This is a genomic window from Psychrobacter sp. 72-O-c (assembly GCF_904846605.1).
Taxonomy (GTDB): Bacteria; Pseudomonadota; Gammaproteobacteria; order Pseudomonadales; family Moraxellaceae; genus Psychrobacter.
Genome location: NZ_CAJHBI010000004.1, coordinates 41940 through 67156, shown reverse-complemented (window position 1 = coordinate 67156; position 25217 = coordinate 41940). Strand labels below are relative to the sequence as shown.

At 44.5% G+C, this 25217-nt stretch carries 26 protein-coding genes; 15 read left to right on the top strand and 11 right to left on the bottom strand.

Going from position 1 to position 25217, the window contains the following annotated elements:
- Positions 1-439: 439 nt before the first annotated feature.
- From lptM to JMX97_RS02100, 4 genes are all read left to right on the top strand, one after another.
- Positions 440-751, top strand: coding sequence for an LPS translocon maturation chaperone LptM (gene lptM / locus JMX97_RS02115; RefSeq protein ID WP_201554734.1), 312 nt, complete (start codon positions 440-442; stop codon positions 749-751).
- Between the two features lie 110 nt (positions 752-861).
- Positions 862-2208: a diaminopimelate decarboxylase gene (gene lysA, locus JMX97_RS02110; protein WP_201554732.1), complete on the top strand. Its 1347-nt coding sequence runs from the start codon at positions 862-864 to the stop codon at positions 2206-2208.
- Positions 2209-2401: 193 nt separating this feature from the next.
- A complete protein-coding gene (dapF, locus tag JMX97_RS02105; RefSeq protein WP_201554730.1) occupies positions 2402-3289 on the top strand; it encodes a diaminopimelate epimerase in 888 nt (295 codons plus the stop codon).
- A 227-nt stretch (positions 3290-3516) separates the two neighbouring features.
- The gene (locus tag JMX97_RS02100) at positions 3517-4539 is read left to right on the top strand and encodes a tyrosine recombinase XerC (protein WP_201554937.1); all 1023 of its coding nucleotides are present in this window, start codon (positions 3517-3519) and stop codon (positions 4537-4539) included.
- Positions 4540-4591: 52 nt separating this feature from the next.
- On the opposite strand, the gene JMX97_RS02095 is transcribed toward JMX97_RS02100, so the two are convergent.
- Entirely contained in the window at positions 4592-5482 is an 891-nt protein-coding gene (locus tag JMX97_RS02095; protein ID WP_201554728.1) for a carbon-nitrogen hydrolase family protein, read from the bottom strand.
- A 357-nt stretch (positions 5483-5839) separates the two neighbouring features.
- Here JMX97_RS02095 and JMX97_RS02090 point away from each other — a divergent pair, with 357 nt between their 5' ends.
- Positions 5840-7549, top strand: a complete 1710-nt coding sequence (locus tag JMX97_RS02090) for an RNA polymerase sigma-54 factor (protein WP_201554726.1) — start codon at positions 5840-5842, stop codon at positions 7547-7549.
- A 370-nt stretch (positions 7550-7919) separates the two neighbouring features.
- Complete coding sequence (hpf, locus tag JMX97_RS02085; protein WP_201554724.1) at positions 7920-8300, top strand: ribosome hibernation-promoting factor, HPF/YfiA family; 381 nt, start codon at positions 7920-7922, stop codon at positions 8298-8300.
- Between the two features lie 388 nt (positions 8301-8688).
- Here the strand turns inward: hpf and thiS are convergent, their stop codons facing one another.
- The 4 genes from thiS to JMX97_RS02065 all read right to left on the bottom strand — a co-directional run bounded on the left by thiS (position 8689) and on the right by JMX97_RS02065 (position 11090).
- Positions 8689-8889 (bottom strand): sulfur carrier protein ThiS, encoded by a 201-nt coding sequence (gene thiS, locus JMX97_RS02080; RefSeq protein ID WP_201554715.1) that lies wholly within the window; start codon positions 8887-8889, stop codon positions 8689-8691.
- A gap of 134 nt (positions 8890-9023) precedes the next feature.
- On the bottom strand, positions 9024-9398 hold the full coding sequence (locus JMX97_RS02075) for a DUF423 domain-containing protein (RefSeq protein ID WP_201554712.1): 375 nt from the start codon (positions 9396-9398) through the stop codon (positions 9024-9026).
- 35 nt (positions 9399-9433) lie between these two features.
- Complete coding sequence (gene rpoH / locus JMX97_RS02070) at positions 9434-10297, bottom strand: RNA polymerase sigma factor RpoH (RefSeq protein WP_201554935.1); 864 nt, start codon at positions 10295-10297, stop codon at positions 9434-9436.
- Between the two features lie 301 nt (positions 10298-10598).
- Positions 10599-11090, bottom strand: coding sequence for a sulfurtransferase TusA family protein (locus JMX97_RS02065; protein ID WP_201554710.1), 492 nt, complete (start codon positions 11088-11090; stop codon positions 10599-10601).
- A 434-nt stretch (positions 11091-11524) separates the two neighbouring features.
- Between JMX97_RS02065 and JMX97_RS02060 the strand changes: the two genes are divergently transcribed.
- The gene (locus JMX97_RS02060) at positions 11525-13213 is read left to right on the top strand and encodes a M48 family metalloprotease (RefSeq protein WP_227671403.1); all 1689 of its coding nucleotides are present in this window, start codon (positions 11525-11527) and stop codon (positions 13211-13213) included.
- Positions 13214-13364: 151 nt separating this feature from the next.
- Here the strand turns inward: JMX97_RS02060 and JMX97_RS02055 are convergent, their stop codons facing one another.
- Positions 13365-13814: a GatB/YqeY domain-containing protein gene (locus JMX97_RS02055; protein WP_201554703.1), complete on the bottom strand. Its 450-nt coding sequence runs from the start codon at positions 13812-13814 to the stop codon at positions 13365-13367.
- Positions 13815-14040: 226 nt separating this feature from the next.
- The gene (gene rpsU / locus JMX97_RS02050; protein WP_010195908.1) at positions 14041-14256 is read right to left on the bottom strand and encodes a 30S ribosomal protein S21; all 216 of its coding nucleotides are present in this window, start codon (positions 14254-14256) and stop codon (positions 14041-14043) included.
- Positions 14257-14658: 402 nt separating this feature from the next.
- Between rpsU and JMX97_RS02045 the strand changes: the two genes are divergently transcribed.
- From JMX97_RS02045 to JMX97_RS02030, 4 genes are all read left to right on the top strand, one after another.
- Positions 14659-15219, top strand: a complete 561-nt coding sequence (locus JMX97_RS02045) for a c-type cytochrome (protein ID WP_227671404.1) — start codon at positions 14659-14661, stop codon at positions 15217-15219.
- Positions 15220-15346: 127 nt separating this feature from the next.
- A complete protein-coding gene (locus JMX97_RS02040; RefSeq protein WP_201554701.1) occupies positions 15347-15886 on the top strand; it encodes a c-type cytochrome in 540 nt (179 codons plus the stop codon).
- 156 nt (positions 15887-16042) lie between these two features.
- On the top strand, positions 16043-17113 hold the full coding sequence (tsaD, locus tag JMX97_RS02035) for a tRNA (adenosine(37)-N6)-threonylcarbamoyltransferase complex transferase subunit TsaD (protein WP_201554699.1): 1071 nt from the start codon (positions 16043-16045) through the stop codon (positions 17111-17113).
- Between the two features lie 61 nt (positions 17114-17174).
- Entirely contained in the window at positions 17175-17546 is a 372-nt protein-coding gene (locus JMX97_RS02030; RefSeq protein ID WP_201554692.1) for a CrcB family protein, read from the top strand.
- 48 nt (positions 17547-17594) lie between these two features.
- Here the strand turns inward: JMX97_RS02030 and JMX97_RS02025 are convergent, their stop codons facing one another.
- The 4 genes from JMX97_RS02025 to potA form a co-directional block, all read right to left on the bottom strand.
- Complete coding sequence (locus tag JMX97_RS02025; RefSeq protein WP_201554684.1) at positions 17595-18485, bottom strand: LysR family transcriptional regulator; 891 nt, start codon at positions 18483-18485, stop codon at positions 17595-17597.
- 95 nt (positions 18486-18580) lie between these two features.
- Positions 18581-19435, bottom strand: coding sequence for a spermidine/putrescine ABC transporter permease PotC (gene potC, locus JMX97_RS02020; RefSeq protein WP_227671405.1), 855 nt, complete (start codon positions 19433-19435; stop codon positions 18581-18583).
- Positions 19435-20322 carry a spermidine/putrescine ABC transporter permease PotB gene (potB, locus tag JMX97_RS02015; protein WP_201554682.1) on the bottom strand — a complete coding sequence of 296 codons (888 nt, stop codon included), beginning with the start codon at positions 20320-20322 and terminating at the stop codon, positions 19435-19437. Before potB ends, potC begins: the two co-directional genes overlap by 1 nt.
- The gene (gene potA / locus JMX97_RS02010; RefSeq protein ID WP_201554906.1) at positions 20322-21581 is read right to left on the bottom strand and encodes a spermidine/putrescine ABC transporter ATP-binding protein PotA; all 1260 of its coding nucleotides are present in this window, start codon (positions 21579-21581) and stop codon (positions 20322-20324) included. Before potA ends, potB begins: the two co-directional genes overlap by 1 nt.
- Before the next feature lie 484 nt (positions 21582-22065).
- Between potA and JMX97_RS02005 the strand changes: the two genes are divergently transcribed.
- The 4 genes from JMX97_RS02005 (at position 22066) to JMX97_RS01990 (ending at position 25101) form a co-directional block, all read left to right on the top strand.
- Positions 22066-22704 (top strand): carbonic anhydrase, encoded by a 639-nt coding sequence (locus JMX97_RS02005; protein ID WP_201554673.1) that lies wholly within the window; start codon positions 22066-22068, stop codon positions 22702-22704.
- A gap of 175 nt (positions 22705-22879) precedes the next feature.
- Positions 22880-23446, top strand: coding sequence for a lactoylglutathione lyase (gloA, locus tag JMX97_RS02000; RefSeq protein WP_201554671.1), 567 nt, complete (start codon positions 22880-22882; stop codon positions 23444-23446).
- A gap of 73 nt (positions 23447-23519) precedes the next feature.
- A complete protein-coding gene (locus JMX97_RS01995) occupies positions 23520-23864 on the top strand; it encodes a hypothetical protein (RefSeq protein ID WP_201554669.1) in 345 nt (114 codons plus the stop codon).
- 43 nt (positions 23865-23907) lie between these two features.
- Positions 23908-25101, top strand: a complete 1194-nt coding sequence (locus tag JMX97_RS01990) for a hypothetical protein (protein WP_201554667.1) — start codon at positions 23908-23910, stop codon at positions 25099-25101.
- Positions 25102-25217 lie beyond the last annotated feature (116 nt).

Here is a 25217-nt window from a genome sequence, read left to right as displayed (position 1 = left end):
ACCAATCTATACCACAATAACTATAAGGTTTAAAATTAGCCCGCATTGAGTGGTTACTACAACTGTTCACCGAAGATGGCTACTGGTTATCAGGCATTATAAAGGCAAGATTATCAGCAATAAGAATTGTAAGAAAGTTTGTCAAACTGCTTTTGAAGCATTCTTTGTACAGTGAAACCATCACCAAACCGCATCAATTGACTGACAATCAATATAAAGAGTGACATTAGCTACCGTAGCTATCTTCTTATCTTCAAACAATAATTATGACATGCAATTTGCGCAAAATTATCGATCAAACAAACTCAAGGCGCGCACAGCTTTACTGAATAATGCTATGATTAAATAAATTGTAATGCTCTCAATATTTTGGTCATAATTTTTGTTGTTGTTAACAATTCTTTTGTCATTTTCACATCGTTGTAAGGTCATCTGCCCTATGTTTACTATACACTGCGCTGCAAATATTATGGGTAAGAATAACTTATCTGCTAAAACCAGTCGCCAAGCTTTTTACGCACTGATTGTTGGTGGCGCTGTTATGCTAGGGATAACTGGCTGTGGGCAAAAAGGCGCGCTATATCTGGCAGATACTAGCAGTCAGACCATCACGAATGGCTCAGATGTGCTTGACAGCACCAGCCATCCGCAAGATGCGGCCTTTGCTGGTATTGATGATGACGACTATGAAAAAACCCGCTATCTTGATCAAGTGCTAGCAGACGTTAATGCGGATCCTAATGATTATTAATTTTTATTAATCTTGATTTCATTTAAAGAATCCGCTTTAAATGAGCTACGATATTTGCCATAAAATTTGATTTTTAACCTTGATAACCTGTTTAAATTAGAGATATAACTATGAGTGATTCTGCAACCGGCCAACGCGTAACTACCCAAACTGAGCAAGGATTGTATATCGATCCTGAAGCCTTAACTGCCCACCTATCAGCGCTGCATTATAGCGACGATGCGTTATGTATGGAGCAGGTTAGCATCACAGAGTTGGTGAAGTGCTACGATACGCCATGTTACGTCTATTCAAAACAAGCGATATTGGATGTTTATCAAGCTTACAGTGATAGCTTTGCCGCTGTTGATCATCAGGTTTGTTATGCGGTTAAGGCAAACTCTAACCTTGCGGTATTGGGTGTGCTTGCGCAAGCGGGAGCGGGGTTTGATATTGTTTCTCGCGGTGAGCTGATGCGGGTACTGGCGGCTGGTGGCGATGTCTCGCGCGTGGTATTTTCAGGCGTAGGCAAAACCCGTGACGATATCGATTATGCGCTAACTCAAGGTATAGGTTGCTTCAATGTTGAGTCGATCAGTGAGCTGACACTGATTCATGAGGTGGCAGTGCAGTTGGATAAGCTCGCACCCATATCACTACGGGTCAATCCAGATGTCGATGCCAATACCCATCCTTATATTTCAACAGGACTGAAAGACAATAAGTTCGGTATCGCACACGAAGATGCGGTAGCTGTCTATGAGCAGGCAGCAGATTTATCACATATTAATATTGTTGGTATTGATTGTCATATTGGCTCGCAGTTAACGGAGGTCGAACCATTTATTGCGGCTTTAGATAAGATAGTTGAACTGATTCATAAATTACGCGATAAAGGCATTACTCTACAACATGTTGATTTGGGTGGCGGTTTGGGTGTGCGTTATATTGATGAGACTCCAGTTTCTATCGATGAGTTTGCCGCTGCACTATTACCGAAACTTAGTGAGCTGGGCTTGACCGTATTCTTTGAGCCAGGTCGCAGTATCGTTGCCAATGCTGGCGTGCTCCTGACTCGCGTTGATGTACTAAAACCTACTGAGCATAAGAATTTTGCTATTGTCGATGCGGCAATGAATGATTTGATTCGTCCAGCCCTTTATCAAGCTGAAATGGCAGTGATTCCTAATGTATTGCCTAGTAGTGGTATTGAGACTGATGGTATGCAGCCTTGGGATATTGTTGGCGCGGTCTGTGAGACCGGTGACTTTTTGGCAAAAGATCGTTTATTGTCCTTAGCGACAGGCGATATCTTAGCGATAACGGGTGCTGGAGCTTACGGCTTTACTATGAGTAGCAACTATAATTCGCGTCCACGTGCCAGCGAGGTGATGGTTGCTGATAATCGTCACCAGCTGATTCGTAAACGTGAAACCGTTGAAGCGCTATATGCGGATGAAACCTTATGGCAGAGCTAAAAGTAGAATAAAAAACTCGTATAATCGCTGATTTTAACAGTTTAGACATGACCCATTGTTATCATGACAATGGGTTTTTTATGGCCGACTTTTATCAAAGTTAAGTTGAGATTTGGGCACGCTGATAAATATCAATGTCCCATACAGCGTGCTACTATAACGTATACATAAAAATAGGATAGGACACAAGGATATGCTAATAGAATTTACTAAAATGCATGGTCTGGGCAATGATTTTATGGTCATCGATTTGGTGACTCAGCGCTTAGATTTGACCAAGGATTTGGTGCAATTATTAGGCGATCGTCATTTGGGGATTGGTTTTGATCAATTGCTGGTGGTTGAACCTCCAATGCGCCCGGATGTAGACTTTAGTTATCGCATTTTTAATACGGATGGTACAGAGGTTGAACAGTGCGGTAATGGTGCGCGTTGTTTTGCGCGTTTTGTGCAAGCGCGTAAGCTGTCATTTAAGCAGCGGCTACGAGTTGAGACCGCGAGCGGCATTATTTCCTTGACCACCGATCGCTACGGTTGGGTTGAGGTCGATATGGGCAAACCTAAGTTTGAGCCCAATGAGATTCCATTTACCCCCAGAGCGACTACCAAAATTCAAAATGCCTATCATCTCGACGTTGCCGGCACGCCAGTACAGTTATATGTGGCCAATATGGGCAACCCACACGCCGTGATTAAAGTTGATGATGTCCTTGATGCTAATGTCGAGAAACTGGGCAAAGCTATCGAATCTCATCCGGCATTTCCTAATAAGGTAAACGTTGGTTTTATGCAAGTGATGAACCAGCGTCATATCCGTCTGCGAGTCTATGAGCGCGGTGTTGGCGAGACCCAAGCTTGTGGTACTGGCGCGTGTGCAGCAGTAGCAGTAGGCATACGCGAAGGCTGGCTCGATGAAGGAGAAGATGTGCGCGCGCAGCTGTATGGCGGCAGTATGGTTATTCGTTGGCAGCCCGGTTACTCGGTAACGATGACCGGCCCGACCGCCTTTGTCTATGAAGGCGTATTTAGTCCGGATGGTCTGATGGCGCAAGCGGGCATCAAGCCCAGTCCAGATAGCTAATGATTTGATACTGATTTGATATAGTTGGTCTACTATAAGAGAGGTACAGCGAGCATGGCTGTGGGAAATTTTCGAAGCCTCTGGAGTGGCAAAGCCGCACAGCAAGCGAAAAAATTTTGCCAGCCTTGCGAGTTTAGCCGTTGCATCTATTTTATTCACTATAATAAGTGGCGAGTATTTACTGCTAGGTAGCTCTTATGTTTGCTCCCAATAAAGAGGCTGAATCAATGTCTCAATCAACGCCTAAATCTAAGCCACGAACTAAGCCTCAGGAGTCATGGATATCAGTAGAATCAGCGTTGGCAGTAGAGTCGGATGAAACACTGAGAGAACTGTTGTCACCCGTATATCGCTGGCTTCATATTTTGGCAGTACGCAACCATTCGGCGCATACTCTAACAGCTTATTTTGCTGGGGTTAATCAGCTGGCGCTATTTTTACGCGGTAAGCGGTTGACTTGGACACGCTGTGATAAACGTCAATTAGCGCAGCATATTAGTCAGCGTCTTGATGAGGATAAGCTTGCTCTTTCTAGCGTACAGCAAGAATTGTCAGCTATCCGCCATTTTTATGGTTGGCTGATTGAAGAGCAGCTGGCGCGTATCAATCCAACCACCGGTTATCAGCTCAAACGCAGTCCCAGACCGTTGCCCTCGATTGCTGATATTGATTTACTCACTCAGCTGCTTGATCAGGCTATCCCTGATACACCGGAACAAGCACGGTTGTGGTTACGGGATAAAGCAATGTTTGAGCTGCTTTATAGCAGTGGTCTGCGTGTCGGCGAGCTGGTAGCGCTGGATATGGTAGATGTCGATCTATCTGACTTACGGGTACGCGTTACCGGTAAAGGCAATAAGACGCGATTAGTACCGCTAGGCGCTAAGGCTGCTGCGGCTATCACCCGCTATTTGCCACATCGCAATCTGTGGGTAGAGCAGCAGGATAACGCATTATTTATCAGCGAAAAACTGGGCACACGGCTATCAGCGCGTGCGGTTCAGCAACGCTTAAAAGTCGCCGCGACTCGCGCCGGTATTGCTCAGAACATGTATCCGCATTTATTACGCCACTGTTTTGCTTCGCACATGTTGTCTGGCAGCGGTGATTTGCGTGCGGTGCAAGAAATGCTTGGTCATAGTGATATCAGTACCACGCAAATTTATACCCATGTCGATTTTGCTAAGTTAACCCAAGTTTATGACCGCGCGCATCCGCGGGCCACGCATGCTCAGAACGACAAAGATTAATCGCAAAATTCATTGAGTCTAAACTCAAATATATCTTATTTTAAATTCGATCCTAAGCCAAACGGTGACATTGGAAAATAGGCAGTTTTTGCCGCCCTTGCTCTTGTGCTGGTTTATCTAAGGTTGCCATTACTATCGCGTAATTTCCCTCCGACTTTTGACCTTTGAGCTCACTATCATCATAACTTTCAATAATTCTGCCATCATAAGCCGTAATCGCCGAATGCCCCCATGTCTGGCGAACATTGCCATCTTTATAATTATGATCGCCGCCTTGAGCTGCCCCAATCACCATACATTGACTGTCTAAAGCACGCGCCTGTAATAATAGCGACCAATGCGCCTGACCCGTTAGATAAGTAAAAGCAGATGGGGCGCTGAGGATATCTGCACCAGCTTGGCGCAAACGTTGGGCAAGCGCCGGAAAACGTAAATCAAAGCAGACCATCATACCCAATTGATACACTGTATTGTTCGCTTCGATTGGGGTCACCACAGTTTGCGTGCCGGGCTCAAAGGTTGCCGCTTCATTGTAGCTGCCTTGTTTATCAGCGACCGTGGCAGTAAATAGATGGATTTTGTCATAGCGTGCTACTCGTTTGCCGTCAGGGGCAAACAGCTGACTGACTTGGCGTAAGCGTCCATCAGGCACCATGAGACCATCAAGACGATACGGGCAGGGCAGCGAGCCGACAAGAACGTAAACACCATATGTGCTGGCATAATCAGCTAATATGGCAGATAACGCCTCAAAGCGCTCTGCTGTTGCAAACTGCTGGCCCATACTACAGCAGTTCTCAGGTAACACGACAAGCTGTGCTCCTTGCGCATAGGCGTCGCTAATGGCGGCTTTGATGTCAGCAAGGTTAGCCTCAATATCTTGCTGGCTATTGAGCTGTACGGCAGCTACGGTCAGTTGATTGTCACTAGTGTTGTTAGCCATAATGTTATTCTCAGTTTAGTTAGGGATTGACGTTATTTATTATGATACTTATACAGAAATTTTGATAAACGTTTTGCCTATTCTTGACGAGTTTTATTGAGTGTTTGGTCAGATCTGAACCATTAAATTAAAACTTAACAAAGATATTGCGTCGCGCAAGATATAAATTATCATAGCAAAAATGCTGTAAAAAATGCTATCGTCATGACCTAATATATCCAAGCCCGCAATTTAGGTGGACTAAACTGATGACGACAACGACGTCAACAGGGTCTTTCTTGACCAAAGCTCTTAACCAAAATCGTCAGCAGACCCCTTGCGAAAATAAAAATAATACCGGAGTGTAATAAACTACCCATGAGTATGTCGTTCGGATTGGCGACCACGCTAAGCAACTCGCAAAAGCTTACCCCGCAAATGCAGCAAGCTATCAAGTTATTGCAGCTCTCTAGTCTTGAGCTCGCGCAAGAGGTTCAGGCCAAGCTGGATAGTAATCCGCTGCTCGAACGAGTCGAGGAGGAGGAGGAGCACGCGCATGAGAACAGCAATGATGGGTCAGAAGACGCGCTAAGCGAATCGTTAACGCTGGAGATGTGGAATAACAATACGACAACGGACTCATCTGCTGCTGCTGATCGTACCAATGCTGACGAGACTTTTAGCGATAGCTTGGATAAATTACAGCAAGCAGGTATTGATGGTAGCGCCACGGACAGCAATTCTATTGATGATTATGCTAGCGACAATGACTATCAAAGCATGAACGACCATAACAGCTTCGATACTAGTAATTTTAGTACGGGCAGCGCATCCACAGCACCTGCACGCACAGATTATGATGAACTTGATAGTTATCAGGGCGCTACCTGTGCCACTATTCAAGATCATGTGCGCTGGCAGCTTAATTTCAAACGGCTCTCAGAGACGGATACCTTGATAGCAGGATATTTAATGGATTCTATGGATGACATGGGATTTGTTCGGCTTGATATTGATGAGTTGTTACAAAGCTTGGATACCATGGCAAGTTTTTATCAGTGGGAAGCGCCGGTTGAATATGATGAGATAGCGGTAGTACTGCGAGTCATTCAATCTTGTGATCCTCTCGGTGTTGGTGCGCGTAATCTTAGCGAGTGCCTTGCCATTCAATTATCCAAGCTTGACCCTGATACCGATTATTTAGCACATGCTCAAGCGCTATTATCCGCAAGCGAGCATCTGGTGAGTAACAATATTAAAGCCTTAACTGAGCTGACCGGACTAGCTCCTGAGCACATCACACCAGCGCTCAGTTTATTGCGCACTTTGAACCCTGCACCAGGGTTATTGTTTCAAAGCAGTCAGCCTGACTATACCCAACCGCCTGCCAGCTACGATATCCCTGATGTGCTAGTCACGCCAATACGTCGCAATCATGGCACTAAAAAAGCTATGGATAAAAACGCCGTTGACAACAATGCTGTGGATAATATGGCACAAGAGGAAGGCTGGCACGTTCGGCTTAATCCCGAAACCCTACCGAAATTGCGCGTCAATCAGGAGTACGCTAGCTTAGTCAAGCGTGGTGATGACAGTCCGGACAACCAATATCTGCGCGAAAACCTTACTGATGCGCGACTATTCATTCGCAGTATTGAAGAGCGTAATCAAAACTTACTAAAAGTTGCCAGTAGTATTGTACGGCGTCAGCAGGAATTTTTGCTACACGGTGCCACTGCCATGCAACCACTCATTTTAAAGGACGTCGCAGAAGAAGTTGATTTGCACGAGTCTACGGTCTCACGTTTGACCACTAGCAAAGCTATTTTAACTCCGCAAGGCCTGTTTTCGCTAAAATATTTCTTTTCCTCACACGTTAGTAGTAGTGACGGCGACGTCTCCTCAACGGCTATCAGCGCCATGATTAAACAACTCATAACCAATGAAGATCCTAAAAAACCACTGTCTGATAGTCGTATCCAATCGAAGCTGCTGGTAGATGGTATCGATATCGCAAGGCGCACCATTGCCAAATACCGTGAAGCCATGAATATTGGCTCATCCACCCAGCGCAAACAAAAATATTAACACTTAAAAACCGCAATTAAGAATGACACTAATATTTTTAGCATCGCATAGGTATCTTAAGCACTCTATATGGATAAAATAAGTTAAAAAATAAAAATTTCTGATTATATAGAAAGCAGAAAGAAACATCAGTTTTTATTACATTTAATTACAATATACCATCTTGCTACTATTTAACTTTCATGACAAATTAGAAGCATATCAATAACAAAACCAAGTGGCTTATTTATGTTAGTAAGTAGCAGCAATAAGTTCAAAGGATATGCTAACAATGCTTGATAAGCCCCACCGTTATTGATAAGGCAAGGTGATAGAGGCAGGGTTGCCGATACACCTGTTGGTCATAAGTTATAAACACAAGGACAATAATATGAACGTTTCTATCAGTGGTCACCATATCAGCATTACCGATGCCATGAATACCGCGGTACATGAAAAACTTACCAAAGTAGAGCGTCACTTCGATCAGATACAGAGTATTCAAGTTATACTATCGCTAGACAATAGCGGCGCAAGCGACGGCGGTAAAAAGAGCCATAAAGCCGAAGCAATTTTGCGAGTCTCAGGTCAAGAAATGTTTGTTCAAGCTTTTGATGATGATATGTATAAAGCCATTAATGAGATGGCGGACAAACTTGATAGACAAGTGCGCAAATATAAAACTCGTCAAGAGCGCAAAAAAGTTCGCCGGCCTGGACGTGATGGCCGCTATGAAGAAACTATGGTCGCTGATGCTGCTCCAATCATCTAGCGTCATGATTGAAGCTAAGTAGTAATAGAAACAAAGCAGTGCGCAGCTAAGAACTAAAGAGTTGGACCCCTTGATTGGTCTGATAGCGATAATAATTAATGATAATTATAATAATAAAATGCAATTATTGTCCTCTCAGATCAATCATTTCGGTTTGGTTTATTGATTTTAATCTGCTGGCTGATATTTGTTGTACTGACTATTAGCATGTGATTTTAGATATACGATATTTTCCGTATCTAACATCAATCATCCTCTTACTACTCTATAGTAAATTAATAAACCATAAAAAGACCTCAAACGTACAGCACGTTTGAGGTCTTTTTTTATGGTCATATTCTTCAGTAATAAAATCAAAGCCAGCTAACCCTACACCTAAAGCTGAACATCAGCCGCCACCTACTGCTTGCACCACTTCGATGGTCATGCCTTCAACGATTCTTAGCTGAATAAGCTCGCTCTTAGGAACAAGCTCACCATCAACTTCAACTGCATAGCGACCTTTACTGAGACTGAGCTCATTGACCAGTAGCTGAACGGTTTGGTGAGTAGTCTGTAATATTCTGCCATTAACCCTGACGGTGCTCATAATGCTTGCTCCCTAATTATTTAAAATATCCTTTACTATACTAATAGCTTCGAGCCTATTATTTTTATTTAAAATATGTTGGTAGTTAAAAATATTTCAATTTAGAAACATCTGTATTCAGCAAAAACTGATATTTAGATCGTGGCGTTGCCCAGTCGGAACGAGGTAACCGCTAGCCATAGCCAACCTGCAATCATTATAACCCCGCCAATGGGCGTAATCGCTCCAAACCAACGTGGCGCTCCGAGCGTCATCGCGTATAGGCTACCGGCGAAGATAATAACGCCAATCTGTAGCATCCATGCAGTGGTCTGGGTGGCGTAGTTCAGACGAATCAGTATTCCAACCATCAATAACCCGAGTGCGTGAACGAATAGATATAGCGTTGCAGTATGCCACCATTCGAGCTGCTGAGTGCTGACCATACTTTTGAGACCATGCGCGCCGAATGCTCCTAGAGCGACGGCAATAGCGAGATTAATCGCTGCAACAGCTATCCAATTTACCATTGTAAAACTCTTAATATTTATTGATTATATACTGCCTACTGAATGTCGTCCGGCAAAATCACACTCTCAATTGTCATAGCATCGCGGATTTTATCCATAGCGTTTTTCTCGATCTGACGTACCCGTTCTGCGGATATCGAATAGACAGCTGCCAACTCGTGCAAGGTGGATTTTTGCTCAGTAAGCCAGCGCTGCTCGACGATATCGCGTGAGCGATCATCTAAAGTATCCATAGCGGCAATCAGGGCTGAAGAATTATTCTCCTCCCAATCAGAGTCTTCAACCATCTCAGCAGGGTCAATACCGTCTTCTAAAAACAACTGCGGTGCATAACGCCCATCGTCATCATCACTAGATTGGGTCTCAAATGAGGCGTCATAAGAGGTCAGACGTGATTCCATCTCTAGGACTTGCTTACGAGTAACGTTAAGATCTTGAGCAATGGCATCTGCTTCTTCTAAAGTCAGCTGATTGTTGGTCTTTTTTAAACTGCGTAGATTAAAGAATAGTTTACGATGGGCTTTAGTGGTCGCAACTTTGACAATACGCCAGTTACGAATCACAAACTCATGAATTTCAGCCTTAATCCAATGCACTGCAAAGGATACCAAGCGTACGCCCTTATTGGGATCGAAGCGTTTGACCGCTTTCATTAAGCCCAAATTACCTTCTTGAATCAAATCGGCTTGCGGTAAACCATAGCCTGAATAGCTGCGAGCAATATGGATTACAAAACGCAAATGCGACATGACTAGCAGACGCGCGGCCTCAACGTCGCCTTCGTCATAATAACGATGGGCCAGCTCTTGCTCTTGGGTTGGGGTCAAAATTGGGATTTGATGGACGGTGTTGATATAAGCGCCTACATTTACCCCAGGCGCAGACAAATGCGTGGGCATGGCAGGTACTAAATCACGCGTGCTGGTATCTTCGAGCGCACTGGCATCATAAGGCGGACGCTGTGCTGCTGCCTTCAGCGCTGCTTCACGGGCTGGATTTACTTCAGGAACTGTCGCTTCAGTAACAGGACTGCTGTCAGCAAGAACCTTGTCATTTTGCAAGTCCTTATCTTGACTGTCATTATTTTGCGTTGTTATCGTCGAGTCAGTAGCCATATTCTTGACCTTGATTAAAATAGTATAAGTAAGCAAAGTTAAAGATAGAAAATCTTATTACCCTAATTGTAAAGGATAGCGCCGCTTAGTTGCTATCGGTTTTGGTAATGATGAAGTGATATATTGTATCGAACGGCATTGCTGGTGCTGTATCAGCAAACGCTTGGTCAGGGTTTTTATAAGTGTCCTTATGAGTCGCTTGATTCACCACTAATAACAGCCCGTTATCGGCACCCGCTTGCTGAGCTTGGCGACAAAAAGCAGTAATATCAGCTTGAGAGTTAGGATCGGTCGCGACCACATACAAAGAGTCACCGATGGCCACATTGCGTAGAGCCACTTTGGTTTTTAATAATGGCATAGGGCAAGCAAGACCGCGACCGTCCACTATGCCTTTGATATGAATAAAAGATGTTTCTAACACCTCATCGTTTAGCTGAACATTAGCGACACAAGCTGCTGGTAGTAAGCCTAGTAAAGAAGCGCTAGTCTGTTGCTCAGGTTCAGATAATGTCTGCGCCAAACAAACTCGATAAGGAGCACGTAGGGTATTGGATGAGCGACAATCAGCGGACATAAAAAAACCTTTAACTTTTGATTCTGAGATTTTAGTGTTTGGTCATTTGAGGTAGTAGCTTTATAGGCTGCCTATTATAGCAAATCAGCGCTTAGCAATTGCAGCTGTTTGCAGTCATCACTGGTATAACTGTGTAAGCTAAAATAATAAGTAAGCCATACAACGATCAGTAAAACGTCAATACAAGCGAGGAGCATTGCATGGTAATGTTGCACAAAGGTGACGCACCCCTTAGATATTGGTAGTTAAACTAAAAGCAAAATTGACCTCATAGGAACAAGCTCGTATAGTCGAAATCGACGTCATAATTAATCGAATAGGATGCGCCATTGTACTATTTCAATAGTCAGTCCATAAAGAACACACACTCAAATAATAAGTGTTTAAGCAATAAGGTATCGCCTTTATATCAACCAGATAAGAAGCGGCTATTCGTGTTGCCATTAGTTGGTCTGCCAGTCAGTTTACCAATCAGTCTAAAAACAAGACTTTCAGCGGGGCTATTAGCTGGGTTGCCAGCAGTGTTATTAGCGGCTGCAGTATTAACGAGCAATCATAGCCACGCTGCACCTTTCCTATCGCAACCGATGTTGTCGAAGCCGATGTCATCGCAACCCCTAGCCTTAAAACCGATGCCATTAGCAAACCAACCAACTTATGGTTCATGGCAGTCATCAGATTCAGAGGAATTAGCATTACCTAGTTTGCGCGGGCAGGGGCTGAGCTTCGATGAGCAGTACCAAAGCAAGCTAACTGGCGAATGGTCGCTACAAAATATCAATGGTCGCGTAAAGATGGAGCATGACCCGTGGATTCAAGAAACGATAAAACAGATGACTTGGCGACTTAATGCCCAAGTGCGGCAGCAGGCACCACTAGCAGTAGTCATTATTGACAATCCTAGCATTAATGCGTTTGCAGCACCGGGCGGAGTCATTGGTATCAACACGGGGACAATATTGGCTGCAAGCAGTATGGATGAGCTGTCAAGCGTAGTGGCGCATGAGGTCGCGCATATCAGCCAACGACATTATGAAAGTAGCGCCGATGAACGTCGACAGGCCTTATTACTGCAAATAGGCGGCATGCTAGCAGCGATTGCTGCATCAGCAGTTGATGGAGATGCAGCAGCGGCAGTCATGATGGGTAGCCAAACGGCAGCTATGAATAGCAGCATGGCTTTTAGCCGTAATAACGAGCGTGAGGCTGATCGGGTAGGTATGCAAATTATGACCCAAGCTGGCTATGATCCACGGGCGATGCCACGTTTCTTTGCCACGATGAATAAACGAAGTCAGCTTAACCAAGTTGAAAATCGGTTTTTGCCAAGCTTTGTGCGCTCCCATCCCCTGAGTAATGAGCGCTTAAGTGAAGCGCAAAGTCGTGCCCAGCGCTATCCATCGTTGTCATTGAGCGAGCAGCAGCGGTATCAAGCGCTTTTTGACTTGCTCTACTGGCGGGTACAAAGTACCGGTAAACATGTCTCGCAAACGGCACTGACCACCGCAGCGAACAATAGCTTAGGTGCCAAAGTTGCGCTGATGCATTGGTATGGCGAGCAACAGCGCTTTGACGATGCTAATGATATTATGACCGAGCTTACTGGCTTGCCAAACGCGCAGCGACAGGCGTTAGAGCCGTTATTATCCATCACTCATAGCCAGATACTTAGTGAGCAAGGTAAATGGAAGCAAGCTGCTGAGGTATTAGAGGGACAGCAACGTCTCTATCCCGAACGCCGCGATTTGCGCTTGTATTTAGCAGAGGCACTAACCAATAGCAATCAGCCGACCCAAGCGCAAGTATTGCTAAAACCATTAACCGAGCAGCAGTCAAGCGACCGTTATGCTTGGCAAAGCTTACAATTAGCCAATGAAAAATTGGCCAAGACGACCACTTCACCGCAACTAGCGAACATCGCCACTATTAATGCGCTACGCTATCGCAGCCACGACCAGCTATGGAGTGGGCATTACGATGCTGCGCTCACATCACTTACCCAAGCAAAACAGCTAACTGAACAGATGCAAACTACTGCACAAGCCAATAGCGCTCGTCCGTTGTTAGCAAATATTACCGCAGAAATTAAAGCGGTAAAAACCGCCAAAGATTATAAGCCTTAGGCGATTATTTTTATATTCTGAGAACTTTTAGTTCTAAGAACTTCTATACTTTAAGGACTTAAGTTTTCAAGCTACTGACGTTCTACAATTAGATTCCAGTAGCACTGTGTGGTTTTTAAACTGTACTAACTATAGTGAGTCGCTAAAATATTTAACCTTGTAGTGCTTGCTTGACTAGCGTGGATATCAGCGCGGGATCAGCCCGGCCAGCGGTTTTATTTTTTAGCACGCCCATAACACTGCCCATATCACGCATTGAGGTTGCGCCTTGTGCCGCAATCTCAGCATTAACCAATGCTGAAAGCTCAGCATCATCCATTTGCTTGGGCATAAACTCATTAATAATATCAATCTCAAACTGCTCTTTAGTCGCTAAGTCATCACGGTTATTTTCAGTAAAGATAGTCAATGACTCTTGGCGCTGTTTCAATTGTTTTTGTAGTACTTCTAAGACATCAGCATCATCGAGTTCTATGCGACGGTCAATCTCGATCTGTTTGATCACCGCTTGCACGTTACGCAATACTTTAACGCGCTCAAGCTTGCGAGCTTTCATAGACGCTATAATATTGTCTGCTAAGTTTTGTTTGAGTTGGCTCATGATCGTTATTATTCCTTATACAATGAAATGATTATAATAAAAAAATGGCTGTTTGATAAAGTAGATGACCCAGCGATATATACTGTAACAATAGCATTTAACCACGCAAAACTTACTCAAATAAAGCATTAAAATGAAGAGTAATGATAAAAATTGTAGCATAAAAAACGCCACTGATATCATTAGATAGCAGTGGCGCTGGTATATCAGTGCGAATAATAACTTATTAGTACATACGAGTTGTACGAATCGTTTCGCGTTGTAATTTCTTTTTATAACGCTTCACGGCAGCGGCTTTTTTACGCTTACGCACTTGCGTTGGTTTTTCATAAAACTCACGCTTACGCACGTCTGATAGGACGCCGGCTTTTTCACAAGCACGCTTAAAACGGCGAATAGCGATATCAACTGGTTCGTTTTCTTTAACCTTAACTGCAGGCATGAAGACTCCTTTTGAGGATGAGATATAATGGCATTAGTTTGGCTGTGTATTAGTATTTAGCCGTAATATCTCAAGATTACAGACATCAGCTCAAACTAGGATGATCTTGCGCTATAGCACAAGGGCAAGTATTTTAATCAAAAATGTGAGTAAAGTCAAAGCCTTTAGGGTATCTATGTAGAATTGTGATGAGTAGCGGTAATGCCTTAATACTGCTTATTCACTTGTTTCTCTGGCTAGTATTTCTATTTTCCCCAATAACATTCTTAATAAACAGACAATACATGCAGACAAAAAACCCTTACCGGCTATAACGTTTTAGACTGAGTTTGTGCTATGATAATTTCAGCCTCGTAGGAAGCAGTAACACGCTTTTACGTCAATTTTATTGAGGAAATTAGGATGAAGAAAACGGTACTAAACACGTCATTAAAGTCAGCATTAAGTATGGCGCTAATCGTCACTTTGGGCGTCAGTGTTAGCGCCTGCAGCAGTCATGACGAAGAGGAAGTCTATGCAATCGATCGGGTCGAGGATGCCGCTGAACTTGCCCGTAAAAATGCTCCTGAACCCGAAGATATGGAGTTTGCAGAAACTGCTCCGATGGTAACCGCTGCTGGAGATGCTACTATCACCGCCGCTGCAGATATGCCAGCTGCGACTGATACTGCAGGAGCTGCACCCGCAGAGACTACCGTTGCTGCTGTGCCTGAAGATCTTGCCGTTAATGTCGGTGCTCAACTCTATAACAAACAGTGTGTGGCTTGTCATCAAAACGGTTTGTTAAATGCTCCAAAATATGGTGATGCGGCCGCTTGGGCTCCACGTATTGCAAAGGGTAAAGAAACCTTGTATACGCATGCAGCAAATGGTTTCAATCAGATGAACGCGCAGGTAAATGCAGAAGTCACTGAAGAGCAAGTTCATGCAGCGGTTGACTATATGGTAGCAGCTGCCAGCTAATAGGGTTGAAGTCCAGTCTACTACAAACTGATAAGCTATCTACAAACCCTTATAAGCCTGTTACAGCGTTGACAAGTAGTATTTAACTAGCAGTCACCAACATAAATTATTAGGTAGAGGTGTGAGTATGATTATTAAACAATCAGTTACGAATAAAAGATCAGTCGGTAGATTGGTATTGTCTGCCTTAGGTGTTAGCGCCTTACTAACCATTAGCGGCTGTAGTAGTGGTGACAATACGGCCGCTACTGATGAGGCTGTCGATAGCACTGCTCCTATCACTGAAGTCGAGACTGCAGTCGTAGAAGAAATACCTGAAGCTGAGCCAGTTGAAGTTATAGAACCTGTTGATGAAACTCCTGCGCCTGCCGAAACCTCTGTGGATGCTGTAGAAGTAGTTAGTGCTGCTGAACCTGAAGTATTAGCTGCCGATGCAGGTGCTAAACTGTATGAAGCTCAGTGTAAAGTCTGCCATCAAAATGGACTGCTTAATGCGCCAAAATACGGTGACACGGCCGCGTGGAGTACACGTATTACCAAAGACAGAGAGACGCTATATGTGCACTCTGCCCAAGGTTTTAACAAAATGCCGGCACAAGTCAATGATAATGTTAGCGAAGCCCAAGTTCATGCGGCCGTTGATTATATGCTAGAAGCGGTAAGCTGATAACCGCCAGCTAATATTAGGTATTGAAGTTTGTTAAACTAACCGTCATTGTGGTTAATAATGGCGGTTTTTTGTGCGCAAGTCTCTATGCGCAAGTTTTTATGCGCAAAAACAACTCTGTAAACAATGATAGTAATAACGGTTAAAGGCAATAGCATGAAAGTATTGGGTTTGGAGACCTCTTGTGATGAGACTGGTCTGGCAATTTTTGATAGTGAGCTGATAGATAGCGACAGTGATAATGGGCAGCAAGGTTTACTTGGACAAGTGCTGTATTCACAAATTGAGCTGCACGCTGTTTATGGCGGGGTAGTGCCAGAGCTTGCCAGTCGCGATCATATTCGGAAGCTGGTGCCTCTATTTCATGAGCTATTAGATCAATGCGGCATCAGTAAAAATGACATTGATGCCATTGCCTATACCAAAGGCCCAGGGTTGATTGGGGCATTGATGACTGGTGCATTATTTGGTCGTAGTTTGGCGTATGGGTTAGAGGTTCCGGCAATTGGTATTCATCATATGGAAGGGCATTTATTAGCACCACTGATGGGCGCTAATCCGCCAGCATTTCCCTTTGTCTCCTTGTTAGTTTCAGGCGGCCATACCTTACTTATTGCCGCGCATGGGATTGGACAATACGAAATACTGGGCGAATCGATAGACGATGCGGCAGGGGAGTGCTTTGATAAGGCTGCCAAAATGCTAGGCCTAGAGTACCCAGGCGGCCCCAATATTGCCAAGCTTGCCGAAACTGGTAATCCAAACGCTTACTCGCTACCACGTCCGATGCTGCACCGCGGTTTAGATTTTTCATTTAGCGGCATGAAGACCGCCGTACATAATCTCATTAAGGATACCGATGGTTCAGGGGGCTCAGGGAATGGCTCCGATAGCGACCCACAAGTACGTGCTGATATAGCGGCAAGCTTTCAGCATGCGATGGTCGATACCTTAGTCAAGAAATGCGTCAAAGCGCTTAAGCAAGTCAATATGAGCCGACTGGTCATTGCTGGCGGTGTCAGTGCCAATAGCCATTTACGTACGACTCTTGAGACTGAGCTAGCAAAAATAAATGCGACCGTACATTATGCGCCGCCAGCCTTATGTACGGACAACGGCGCGATGATTGCGTATGCAGGTTATCAACGCTTGCAAGCAGGTCAAAGTGATGATTTAGCCGTCACTTGCGTCCCGCGGTGGCCGATGACCGAGTTGCCGGCGGTGTAAATATGAATGTTCAACACGCCCTAGTTTTGACTGTCAAATTCTTGTTAATTAAGGATACTTTATGCATTGGCTTGCTATCGGTTTAGGGGCAGCAATTGGCGCCTGCTTGCGAGCATGGCTGGCGCGCTTTAATCCGCTACACAGTTGGATACCGCTGGGTACGCTGGGAGCCAATGTTTTAGGTGGCCTGCTAATTGGGCTCGCGTTAGTATGGTTTGAGCGGATGGGCAGTAGTCTGTCTCCCAACGTCAGACTGTTTGTTATCACTGGTTTTTTAGGTGGATTGACTACTTTTAGTACCTTTAGTGTTGAGGTGTTTACTTTTGTTAGTGCAGGCAAGATTATGGCAGGTTTGGGGTTAGTGGGGCTGCATGTTGGGCTGACACTACTTGCCACAGCGCTTGGTTTTTACTTTTTTAAACTGATTTTGTAATCTAATGTCTATTGCAATAGAGATAAATCTAAGTTCAGTAGACATTGATTATAACGGCTTCACTATCCCGTCCAACAAACTGGCAAACCCTTGCATATAGGCAGTGTCTTGACTTGAGCTACGCGTTGCTGCATACAACTGACAGTAGACACCATCTCCTAACGGGCGTGATACCACCCAACCTTTCTTCTCATATTCCGCCACCACCCAATCGGGGAGTGCTGCCACACCGCGTTCACTGGCGACTAATTGGATAAGCATAGCCGTCAACTCAGTAGTGCGAATGGTCTTAAAAGTCTCGTGCGCTGGGGTCATAAAGTTGGCGATGATATCAAGACGCTTAGCTTCTACCGGATAGGCAATTAAAGTCTCGTCACGCAAGTCTTCTGGACGAATAAAACTATGCGCCGCTAAGTCGTGTAACGGCGACAGTACCAAGCGGCTTTCGTACTCGAATAATGGCTGATAGCTGATACCGTCTATTGGTAAATTGCTAGTAGTAATCAGCAAATCAATATCACCTTCCAGCAATAGATGATGCGGTTCAGGCTCAAAACCAGTCGCAAAGTCTAGCTCGACATCTGACCATTCGCGGCGATAGTGATTGAGTATCGGCATTAACCAATCAAAGCAGCTATGACATTCAGAAGCCAAGCGTAATCTGCCTGCTTGCCCGTGGGCTAAGCGCTTAAGATTGGCTTTAGTGCGGGTAACTTGTGGCATGATACTGTCTGCCAGAGCCAGTACCGTTTTACCAGCAGGGGTAAAAGTCAGTGGGCGCGTTCGACGATTGACCAGACTGATATCGTAGTAATTTTCCAGCTCTTTCAACTGGTGCGAGACCGCAGAGGCGGTCACATGTAACTCATCCGCAGCAGCAGCCAGCGAACCATGCGCCCGTAGCGCAGTTAGCGTATTAAGATGACGGAGCTCTAACATAAAATAACCTAACCACTTATTTTAAGTAAATATTGAAGAAAATTTCAGTATAATTCATGACCTGATGATTTTCATTCAAAACTTATAACCAGTATTTAGCGCCTACGTAATAACAGTTGCGAAATAATAACCAGTATTAGCGACGCGACAAGTAGAATCGTACCGATAGCATTGACTTCAGGTTTGAGTCCCACACGCACCATAGAATAGATACGTAGCGGTAGAATCTCATAGCTGGGACCAGTAACAAAGGTGGACACTACCACATCATCGAGTGATAAGGTAAATGCCAGCAGCCAGCCAGCCATCACTGCGGGAAGTATAACCGGAATGAGGACGGTACGTACCATAGCCGATTCACTCGCGCCTAAATCCCGCGCAGCTTCCATCAGGCGTTCATCTAAACTACTTAAACGTGCAAATACGGTGATAACCACGAACGGTAAGCAGAAGGTAATGTGTGCTAGTAACAATGACACAAAGCCCAACTGAAGCCCAATTAATAAAAATAGTGCGAGCAAGGATATAGCAAGAACAATCTCAGGCGACATCATCAGCACAAATAATAAACCGTTTAATAAACCTTTACCGCGAAAATCGTAGCGATGTAACGCCAATGCAGTCAGCGTACCTATCAAGGTTGATACGGTTGCTGCCACCAACCCTAAAAAAATCGAATGCCAAAAAGCATCGAGCATCGCTTGGTTGTTAAATAGCGACTCATACCACCTCAAACTAAAGCCGCCCCAATTGTAGCCAATTTTTGATTTATTAAAGGACATGACTACTAAGACGATGATTGGCAAGTACAGGAGGGCGTAGATAAATCCTAGATAGCTTTTAGCAGCGATACTTCCAAGTTTGATATTCTGTTTAACAGTAGGCCTAGTTTTTTTAGGCTGATGAGGTGGTTTGGTTTTGACAATGTGGCCTTCATGAGAGTCAGACATCAGGCCACCTCGCTGAAGTCAGTCTTGCCAATACGGCGGCTACTAGCGCGATAGGCAAGTAGTAACACTGCCATGGCAAGGGTCAATAAAACGCTGGCTGCTGCCCCAAATGGCCAATCACGCGCATCCAAGAATTGATCTTTGATAATATTACCAACCAATAAATTGCGCGAACCGCCTAAAATATCTGCCACGTAGAACATGCCCATCGCTGGCAAGAGCACTAATAGTACGCCTGAGATAATACCTGGTGTGGTCAGCGGCAATACCACATGCCAGAAGGTTTGAGTTTTTGATGCACCCAAATCTTGCGAGGCCAGCAGCATATCATTGCGTAGATCAGTAAAAACAGCATATAGCGGCAAGACCATAAATGGAAATAGTAAATAAGTCAGGCCAGCAATGACCGCGCCTTGGGTATATAAAATATCAATAGGCGTATCAATTACACCTATGGCCAGCAAAAATTTATTGATTAAGCCATTATTGGCAAATAGTAATTTTAGCGCATAGGTACGTACTAGAGAGTTGGTCCAAAACGGCAATATTAGCATCATCATTAATAGCGGCTGCCAGCGCGCTTTGGCTTTGGATACTAGCCACGCAAAAGGATAGCCGAGCACTAAGCAAATCACCGTAGTGATTCCTGCCATCCACAATGAATGCATAAATACACCAAAGTATAGCGGATCAATGATACGCAGATAGCTATCGATACTAACCGGCAAGCTAATAAATTCACTGCTATCACGGGTCAAAAAGCTGACCGCAATGACCAATATATTCGGCAATAGCGCAAAGAGGAGCAGCCAGCCCCAAATCAGCCACAATGTCGCGGTACGAAAAGGGCTTTTATTACTTAAGTGAGTGGAGTTTTTACGCGCCATTAGCTTATATCCTTTTGGGCAGTCAAGCTAATGGCCTTACCAATGTTAATACCACTATTAGACTCATTGTCAGTCTTATCATTAATAAGGTTATCATTAATAAGGTTATCATCCGGCAGTACCCACTCCCAGCCATCAACCCAAGAGACTTTGACCGCCTCATTCAGCTTATAATCAAAGCTTGGGTCGTCCTCATCAAAAAACTCAGAGGCTTTAATGATATGGCCATTATGCAGCTCAATGATAGAGTCTAAAGTGCTGCCTTTATAGTTACTTTCGATGACGCGACCCAGTAATCCGCTATGGGTATCATCGTCAGCTTCATAAATTCGCAGATCTTCGGGGCGTAGGAGCAGATTAACAATATCACCGACTTGCACATCACTAGCAAAATCAGGACGGCGCAAGTTGCGTAACGTGGTTGGGCCCCTTTGAGCTTGGGCTTCACATACTTCCACTTCAATACGCCCATTAGTCACTTGTCCATCGCGATCGGGCTGAGTGGGATAGACGCCTTTTACTTCTGCCTTGAAGAGATTGGTTTCACCGATGAATTTGGCGGTAAATAAATTCGCAGGGGTTTCATAAATTTCAATAGGTGACCCAATTTGCTGAAACTTGCCATCTTTCATCACTGCAATGCGGTCCGACATCGACAGCGCCTCTTCTTGGTCATGAGTGACGAACACAAAAGTAATGCCAAGCTCACGTTGCAAGCGCTTCAGCTCAGATTGCATTTGCAAACGCAGTTTATGATCGAGCGCCGATAGCGGCTCATCCAGTAGTAATAATTTAGGACGGTTGATGACGGCGCGCGCGATAGCGACCCGCTGCTGCTGACCGCCGGATAAATCTTGCGGCTTACGATTGGCTAAATGCTCAAGTTGTACCATCGCCAGCATATCGCGGACGCGCGTCTGAATCTCATTTTTTGGGACTTTTTTAATTTTGAGACCGTACGCCACATTTTGTGCCACAGTCATATGCGGAAATAGCGCATACTGTTGAAACACAGTATTTACCGGCCGCTTATCGGCTGGCAACCCGGCCATTTGTACGCCTTCTAAATGAATTGCACCCGCTGTTGGCTGTTCAAAACCCGCAATCAAACGCAGCAAGGTAGTCTTGCCGCACCCTGATGGGCCAAGCAGGGTCAAAAATTCACCACGCTTAATATTCAGATTGATATCTGTTAATACTTCAGTCTCATCATAGGTTTTTTTTAGCCCCGTCAGTTGTAGTAGCACATCATTAGCCATGGTATCGATGGTATCGATGGTATCAGTGTTATCAATACCATAGCTGGCCTGAGAGGGCATAGCGGTTGCAGGCACGTTTGCGGGCGAGTCAGTCATGAGATAAATTCCTAAAATACCAAAGTATCAGTACCGCTTTAATAGGGCTGTCGATAGTAGTGCGGTATAAAAAGTGCTTTGGTATAAGTGTAAGCGCGGTCTAATAGCTGCGTATTATAACAAACCATCGCTACCTATTAGTGCAAGTTCGTTACCAATTACGCAGGCTATAGCGTGGTCATTGACATGATTTGTATGGCTTCTTATCGAAAGCAAGAGGCTACTGCGCGTATAAAAAATGCTTGAGAAAGTAAATTTTTTAACATTTTCTCGCTTTGAATCCTATACAATCATTTTAGGGCTAAAAATTTTTAGTCAAAAAGAGTTAGCCTAATAATTATTAAAGCCATTTACTATTTTTATAACTCAGTATCTTCAAGGACACCTTATGACTGCTAATACGCGCCCAAAGACAGGTCAAGAAGCGTTGGAGCTTCTTAAAGAAGGTAATACCCGTTATGTCGACAGTCTTAACAACTCTGATCCGATGATGCAAAAGCGCCCAGAGCTGGTCAAAGATCAAGACCCTTTGGCCATTATCTTAGGCTGCTCTGATGCACGCGTGCCTGTGGAGATTGTTTTTGATCAAGGCTTAGGCGATTTATTCGTCATTCGGGTGGCTGGTAATGTGGTAGCACCATCACAAATCGGCTCAGTCGAATTTGCAGCCGAGGCGTTTGGTACCCAATTGGTCGTGGTACTTGGGCATTCACAGTGCGGTGCGGTGACCGCCTGTGTGGAGGCACTTATTAATCCTGATCAACATTACTCACCCAATCTGCAATCTATCGTCGATCGTATTCGTCCCAGCGTTTATAACTTGCACGAACTGGCTACTGCCAATGGTCAAGATATCGATGCTGATCAACTTGTTGATCGCTCAATCCGTGCCAACGTGCGCATGTCCGTCAGTCAGCTTAAGCATGGTTCGCGCATTTTAGAGGACTTATCAAATAGTGGTCAGCTACTTATTGTCGGTGCTGAATACGATTTAGAGACAGGCAAGGTACGCTTTTTAGACAGCTAATTGATATAAATAAATTAGAGTCGCTCACAAAATCTTATCAGCCGCTACACACTTTTTTATTATGATGAGCTGAGAAGACAGTAGTGTCCCGGATACGCGCGGCATTAGGGTCATCAACACGGCCTAGTATATTTTTAAAATTCTATATTTCTCAAACTTTTATATAAGGACAGTTATGTCTAATTCTTTATCTAACAGCAATCACTCAACCACTGCTCAACCTGATAGTAGCGTAAAGACGGCTGGTATTCAGCCTATCTCAGCTCAGACCAGTGGTTTTACCTTCAACCACACCATGCTAAGAGTAAAAGATCCCGCCAAATCATTAGAATTTTATACTGGCGTACTGGGTATGACCTTACTGGCAATAAAAAAATTCCCTGAGATGGGATTTGATTTATATTTCTTAGCGAAGTTGACCGATAGCGAGCGTGATAACTTGCCTGCTGGGGAAGACTTGGCGATTTACACCTTCCGCCAGCGCGGTATATTGGAGCTAACCCATAATTACGGTACTGAGACCCAAGATGGCTTCAATTATCATGATGGTAACCAAGACCCACAAGGCTTTGGGCATATCTGCTTTAGCGTACCTGACCTAGATGCTGCTGTAGCTTGGTTTGACAGTCATGACGTTGCCTTCAAAAAACGCCCTGAAGACGGTAGTATGAAAAATATCGCCTTTATCAAAGACGTTGATGGTTACTGGATCGAAATTGTACAGGCCGATTTGATGGGTTAGCTTATTTTGAATCTTGGATGATTTGTTGAGTAACTTAGCTGATAAAGAGCAAAGGTAAAGGAGCAACGAATACATGCCCATCTCTGAGGCAGATTTAGCAATGGCTGCTACCACTAATGAAACAGTAGCAGTCAATCCAGTGAGCGACGGTGCCCTTACTTATCAAACGATAACTGAAACTGCCAATGACTTGATACGCAGTTTTATTGAGCGTACTCCGTATTTTGTGGCAGCTTTAATCGTCATCATCATTTTTTGGTTATTATCGATTGTATTCAAAAAAGCTTTAAATACTGCTGGTATAGATATGCCATTCCCAGTACGTACCTTAGATTTAAGTCATCCGTCAGTAAAGGCAATTGCCAAGCAAATTCATGAGCAACAAGCTGCTCATGTTGATAGTCTAGGGGTAGATTAGTTTGTTTGGCTTAAGGCCGTCGTTTTGGCCGCAGCACCCGTTCATGAGCGAGAGAAGCATCGCTCTTGGTATTATGAAGCTAAAGGTAGCGGGAGAAGAGAACGATGATGTCTTGAAGACATTGGACGATTTGACCGAGGCTGCTATGAGTAAATTCAACCAAGTCGTCGGTGAGAATCTGAATATTGAGGTGGAGTCGTTTCCCTTTACAGGAGCTAGCCTTACTCCTGATGAGAACGGCTACAGTGCACTTGATTTTGTACAGATCGGTATCAACGAGAAGACCGAACGCAAGCTTGCCTTCGTACTCATTATTACTGATGTGGAGATCGCCGCCGCGTCAATGTCTTATTTACTTGCGCTTCCCTCCCAGCTCACCAACGTAGCTGTGATCTCTACGCGCCGATTGGTTGACTATGGGGAAGACCAGTTATCGCAAGACAAAATCCGTACCGAACGGCTGACGACCCTAATGCTGCACTGCTTTGGACGCCTGCTAAATTTGGACTATGCGAAGGAGTCGACCAATTATTTGGCTCATGTGCAGCTGGCAGGCGACCTTGACAGTATGCAGCACTTCACCAAAGCTCAGTACCAACAAATGATCGAAAATCTGCCACGAGAAGCTAACGACCGCTACTCCAAAGGCAGCAATGAGAGTAGCAAACTTACTTTTATCATACGCCATATCTTAGGTAACCTGCCACGCATTTTTCGCGGAGCTATTCGTGCCAATCCGTTACGCATCGTAACTAAGATGCCAACTATGATCGCAACGGCGCTCTCGGTGATTATCGTGCTTATCTTTGGCGGAGAGACATGGGATTTTGCCGCCTCGGTCTCCTCTGGACAATTAGCCGTCTTCGTGATTGCCAGCTTTTTGGCAGCCAACTTTGTGCTCTATCGCGCCTTTTCTTTTCGGTTGATCTCCACACGGCAAGGACAGATGTCGGAGAGTTCGGTAGTTACAGCTGCGGCTACCTATTTGGCACTGGTACTGACCCTCATTTGCCTGTTTTTGATGTTCGGTGTGCTGATGTATGGCGTGGTGGTCTTTGTATTCCCAGATCCTTTAATGAGCACGTGGACTTCTAATAAGGATGGATCCACCTTTGCTGCCCATATGCGGCTGGTGATCTTTTTGGCGTCTGTAGGTGTGCTATCAGGCTCGCTTGGCGGATCAGTAGATTCACGCTCGGTGATACGCAACGTACTATTTGCCGCTGATGAAACCTAAATTGAACAGTGCCAGCCTTTAAACCTGCTTGATAATAGAATCCAACACACCTTAGTAAAAAAACCGCCACTATCATAATGACAGGGCGGTTTTTTTAACTTTTAATATCAATAGAC